Origin of the sequence: Maribacter aurantiacus, assembly GCF_005780245.1 — a bacterium.
GTDB classification, from domain to species: Bacteria; Bacteroidota; Bacteroidia; order Flavobacteriales; family Flavobacteriaceae; genus Maribacter; species Maribacter flavus.
The window spans coordinates 1-4,494 of record NZ_VBUK01000020.1 but is presented as its reverse complement, the minus strand read 5'-3'; the positions used below and the strand labels follow the sequence as shown (position 1 = coordinate 4,494).

General features: G+C 33.9%; 6 protein-coding genes. All 6 read right to left on the bottom strand.

What is annotated here, in order from left to right:
• Nucleotides 1–69 precede the first annotated feature (69 nt).
• The 6 genes from FEK29_RS17765 to FEK29_RS17740 all read right to left on the bottom strand — a co-directional run bounded on the left by FEK29_RS17765 (nucleotide 70) and on the right by FEK29_RS17740 (nucleotide 4,399).
• Nucleotides 70–756, bottom strand: coding sequence for a hypothetical protein (locus FEK29_RS17765; protein WP_138259779.1), 687 nt, complete (start codon nucleotides 754–756; stop codon nucleotides 70–72).
• Between the two features lie 403 nt (nucleotides 757–1,159).
• On the bottom strand, nucleotides 1,160–1,564 hold the full coding sequence (locus FEK29_RS17760; RefSeq protein ID WP_138259778.1) for a hypothetical protein: 405 nt from the start codon (nucleotides 1,562–1,564) through the stop codon (nucleotides 1,160–1,162).
• A gap of 34 nt (nucleotides 1,565–1,598) precedes the next feature.
• Complete coding sequence (locus tag FEK29_RS17755) at nucleotides 1,599–2,144, bottom strand: hypothetical protein (protein ID WP_138259777.1); 546 nt, start codon at nucleotides 2,142–2,144, stop codon at nucleotides 1,599–1,601.
• A gap of 179 nt (nucleotides 2,145–2,323) precedes the next feature.
• Entirely contained in the window at nucleotides 2,324–2,938 is a 615-nt protein-coding gene (locus FEK29_RS17750; protein ID WP_138259776.1) for a hypothetical protein, read from the bottom strand.
• 154 nt (nucleotides 2,939–3,092) lie between these two features.
• The gene (locus FEK29_RS17745; protein ID WP_138259775.1) at nucleotides 3,093–3,764 is read right to left on the bottom strand and encodes a hypothetical protein; all 672 of its coding nucleotides are present in this window, start codon (nucleotides 3,762–3,764) and stop codon (nucleotides 3,093–3,095) included.
• 128 nt (nucleotides 3,765–3,892) lie between these two features.
• Nucleotides 3,893–4,399: a hypothetical protein gene (locus FEK29_RS17740; RefSeq protein ID WP_138259774.1), complete on the bottom strand. Its 507-nt coding sequence runs from the start codon at nucleotides 4,397–4,399 to the stop codon at nucleotides 3,893–3,895.
• Nucleotides 4,400–4,494: the final 95 nt, after the last annotated feature.

Genomic DNA, 4,494 nt, shown 5'->3' with positions numbered 1-4,494 from the left:
ACCCCAAAACCATCATTATGAGGTAATTGAAAATTAAATATTAACTTTAGAGAACTGGACTAGGGCTTTTCATAGGATACATTGTTGGCTACAGTATTTTTTTTTAATATAATTTTTGTCAATCAGGTAATTTTTTAAATCAGATTTATAAGATTCAAAATCAAATTTTTTGAGTTTCGATAATCGGGTTAAACAATCAGATTCGGTCAGTATTTCTTCGCACACTTTCTCAATTAGTTCATCTTTTTTTAAATCCGAAACATTGTTGAACTCAATCTTACAATCTATTAATACACAATTATTTGTTTCAAAATCGATTCCGTCACGTTTTTTGGTCCTTTTTCCTGGCTTATAAACAGGTCTTTTCTTTTTAAAGAACTGGTCAAATTCTGGTTTCACAGTTATAAGTCCGAAATAAAGTTCATTCAGGTCTTGCCCGTAATTGCGAGTTTCAAAAAACGTCTTTAATTCAACGGATAAATCATTTATCCAATTATTCTGTTCTTGAGTTAAGTTTGTGTATTGTGCTATTGCGAAAGTCAATTTACGTTCTGTTTTTATATTGTAGCCAACGGTTCGTGTATGATTAGTGCGGGTTGAAATCCGTAGGATTTCGGCCAGTACCATCGCTTTTAAATATACGTAGATTTTCCTAACGGAAAATCGGCCAGCATTAATTATACATATTGTTAGCGTAATTGTGGCGTTGCCCTTTTCATGGGCAGGAAGCGGACATTGCCATTTGTCCCCGTACAATTTTTGCCCTTTTAATCCACCACGGAGTGGGAAGCCTGCGTACCGCTTGCGAACCCCTTGCGAACAGCTTAGAAAGCTTTTTACACGTCCGAGTCGGATCCTTTCTGCGTACTCCTTGCGTACCGGGGCAAAAAAGGGAAGGCCCCGAACCGATAATTATTTTTTTAAGAACACCGAAACCAAAACAGGGGAGTACGGACCGGAGAACAAGAGACCCTTAAATTCCAAAAATAACCCCGACCAATAAATTTGAACGGCATTTACGCTAACGGTTGGGCTATGATTTCGTTGCGGATAAATCCGGCAGGATTTGTCCGGGAGAAATCGGGCCCTGTTAATGGTTATTGGGTTTAAATTTGGCGAAAATGCAGCAATGAATTATAGCCAGTGTTGTAAAACGTTTTTATTTATTAATCATCAAATATTCGTTTTCCGAATAATACTTTTCCTTTCCTTTTATATTCCCGAAATCCAACTTTATAACAGTGTCTAGATCAGTTCTCTTGATAGTCACGAATAGGGATTCTCTATTTTTTGAAATAGTGTCTCCAACTTCGATAAAGTCGAAAATTCTTGTGCTTTGAAAAATAAAATCTTTTTTCTCATTACCGAAATTTTCATTTCTCACAACTATTATTGGTCTACCACGATTCTGTTTGTCTATATATTTCTTGATTACCAAACCTTGGTATTTTGAATAGTATTCATCATAAACAATTTTGTCAAAAAATTCTTTTTGGTTGGAATTTTCACAAGAAATCAATCCAGAGATTATAATAGTGATTAAAGAAATGAACTTGATTCTCAAATTAGTTTGTTCAAATGTTTTACAGTGTTTTTCGTTAATCGAAAAACATATCTTCTAATTTTCCTTTTTTGAAAGCTTTTAGATAGGCTTTAGCATCCTTGTTGAGGCTCAGTCCATTTTTTTCATTATCGACGTATGCTAAGAATATTTTTGCTCCTTCTAATTGCACTTCCTTTACATCCTCTTGCTCACTATATTTTTGTCCATCGATTTTTTCACATTCAAGAATTCTGTTTTTATTTATTTTTTCATTGAGTATATAATTAGTTATTGCAATCATATAAAAGTACCTTAGATTGCTTTTTTCTTCTAGTTTATTATAGAAACTCCCAAAAATTGGAACATTTATACCAGTATCTTTGTTTTTCCAGAAATCGACAATTTTACAGGCACTTACAAACTCATTCGATTTGAAATTCACTGGATTACTAAAAATGTATTCCGTGGCCTCATGGAATAATTGTTCGTATTCACTATACTTCGCCTCGTTTTCAGCTTCCATTAGGACCAAAGACTTAGTTAATTGGCCGAAACTTAAAAGTGGAATTATCAATAGAGTTAGGATTATAGCTTTTTTCATTGATTTCTAAACTTTGGTTTAAATGTTTTACAACGGTTGGGCTATGATTTCGTTGCGGATAAATCCGGCAGGATTTGTCCGGGAGAAATCGGGCCCTGTTAATGGTCGATGGGTTTAAATTTAACGAAAATGCAGCAATGAATTATAGCCGGTGTTGGCAGTAGTTATTTATTTAGAGATTATTCTAAATCTGTTTTGGCAATTATCTCATTTCCATAATACAACGTTCCTTTTTTAATTATGTCAGATGAAATACTAAAATAAATAAGGATTTTGCCGTCGGTTATGACTTTTGGCCTAAAATGAAAAACATGTGTATCGGGAAATTCCCCTGTACCAATATTTATTGGAGTTTTTATACCACTTACACCTTCAATTTTATAATCCAAGTAAGTGTCCTTAATATTTGGGTCATATGCTTCTTGCATTTTACTGGTTGCTTTCGGCCTTTTTTTAGTAACTAATTCAAATCGAGAATAGTCTTTTTTGCCTTCTGCTATAAAAATATCTAAAGGACGATATTGAAATTTAGGTTTTTCACTGACGAGGTATAATTTATTAGGGTCGAATTTTCCTTTTTTAAAATCCAAAATTTTTATATCTACCTCCATTATTGTAACCCTAAAACCATTTGGCATTGTACCGGAGTAGGTTTTAGGATATTTGTTTTTCAATTTGTCGTTCTTGATAAAAGTAATCCTTAAAGAATCCTGTTCAATCGTCTTCTGAGCATAAGACTTAATTGTAAATAAAACTATAAAAACGATTAGGAGATTTTTGGTTGTCCAAAGCATGTGTCTCTGATTTTATTGATATTGACTAGAGGATTTTTGTAATTACTGCCAACGGTTAGGCTATGATTTGTGGCGGCGTTGGAAATCGTTAGATTTCCAGCCGTGGCAAATCCAGCCGTTTATGGTTTTATAGTTTCAAGTTAACGAATTGCAGCTATAAATTATAGCCCTTGTTACCTGTAGTTTTTTTTCTCATGAGTATTTTTAAGTCCGTATATAGATAGACGCCGACTAGTCCTAAACTAATAATTGTTAGGATAAATTGACCTTTTGGAATGATGAATAATACGTTTACAATAATTAAAAAAATACTTAGTGGATACATGATTAGTCTAGTAATAATTTTAGACCAACTCCATTCTTTTTCAATTTTTTTGTCTGTTTCAATATCCAATATATCATAAATCTGTTCCAATTGGATTTTCTTTTCCATCCGATAAACTTTTAATCCTACTAAAATGAAAATTCCAAGGAAGATGACCCAACCAAAAATTTGAACCCAGTGGCTTGATATTTCAAAATCCTCGAAAACCCAGTTAAGCCAAGGAATCGAGAATAAAGCACATAAAAGAACATAAATAATTCGTCCAACAGGGTTAATCTTGTCCGAGATGTTAATCAAGTGTCCATCCTTATTTAAGTCAAACTTGAAAATCGGGTAAAATACCTTGTTCCAGCCGTTTTGTCTCCATACTCTTATTTCGCGATCCATTATTTCTCCAGATGGGCGACAATCCGACTTAAGGACCGCCAAAAGGTGAGTGGTAAAGCTGTTGGTTTGCTTTTCTTCGATTAACTTAACAATGTCGGATTTAGTTATTTCCAATTAGTAATTTCAAAATTGCAGGTAACGGTTCGTGTATGATTAGTTGCGGACTTTTCCAACAGAAAATGTCCGCTTGGTACTAAAGATAATTGATTGCAGGAATTTCCATTTGGAAATTCCGACAGCAATTAATTATACACCGTGTTGGCGGTAGTTTTTAATTCCCTTCCGAACTTTTGAAGAGTCCGATAATTTTCCGCGTTGTCGGGTAGGAACTTGAAAATTCCCTTCTTTTCGATTTGTATGGTAATTCCAGATTTTGTCCTTTCAGCGGTTAAAATCGAGTCAAAGAATTTTCTAGGTATTTCAACTTTCAGAGAAGTGTCTGTTTTTTCCAGTTTCTTTAAACTTACAATGGATTGGTCAATCAATCCGTTTATTTGAGTCCAGTTTTTATCGCTGTTCTGAATTTCTAATTTATGATTGGTCTCTAAAAAATCAATCATTTCCATTCCATTGAATTTTTCATAATCGAACAGATTCCAGAATATAACTCCGAACGCAACGACAAGTCCGATTAGTGTCGGAAAAAACCAATGAAAGTTTTCGATTCCGTTAATCATTGTCCATAGTCCAAATCCAAATGGAAATAGAATTAGGGTTTTAAAAATAAATTTTGTCGTCTTTGTTTTCATTTTGTGCAAAATTATCGCCAACGGTTCGTGTATGATTAGTGCGGGTTGAAATCCGTAGGATTTCGGCCAGTACCATCGCTTTTAAATATACGTAG

Bases quoted from the DNA above. Each gene is read 5' to 3' on its own strand.
- FEK29_RS17750 (WP_138259776.1), bottom strand. From the start codon at position 2,938: ATGCTTTGGACAACCAAAAATCTCCTAATCGTTTTTATAGTTTTATTT.
- FEK29_RS17755 (WP_138259777.1), bottom strand. From the start codon at position 2,144: ATGAAAAAAGCTATAATCCTAACTCTATTGATAATTCCACTTTTAAGT.
- FEK29_RS17740 (WP_138259774.1), bottom strand. From the start codon at position 4,399: ATGAAAACAAAGACGACAAAATTTATTTTTAAAACCCTAATTCTATTT.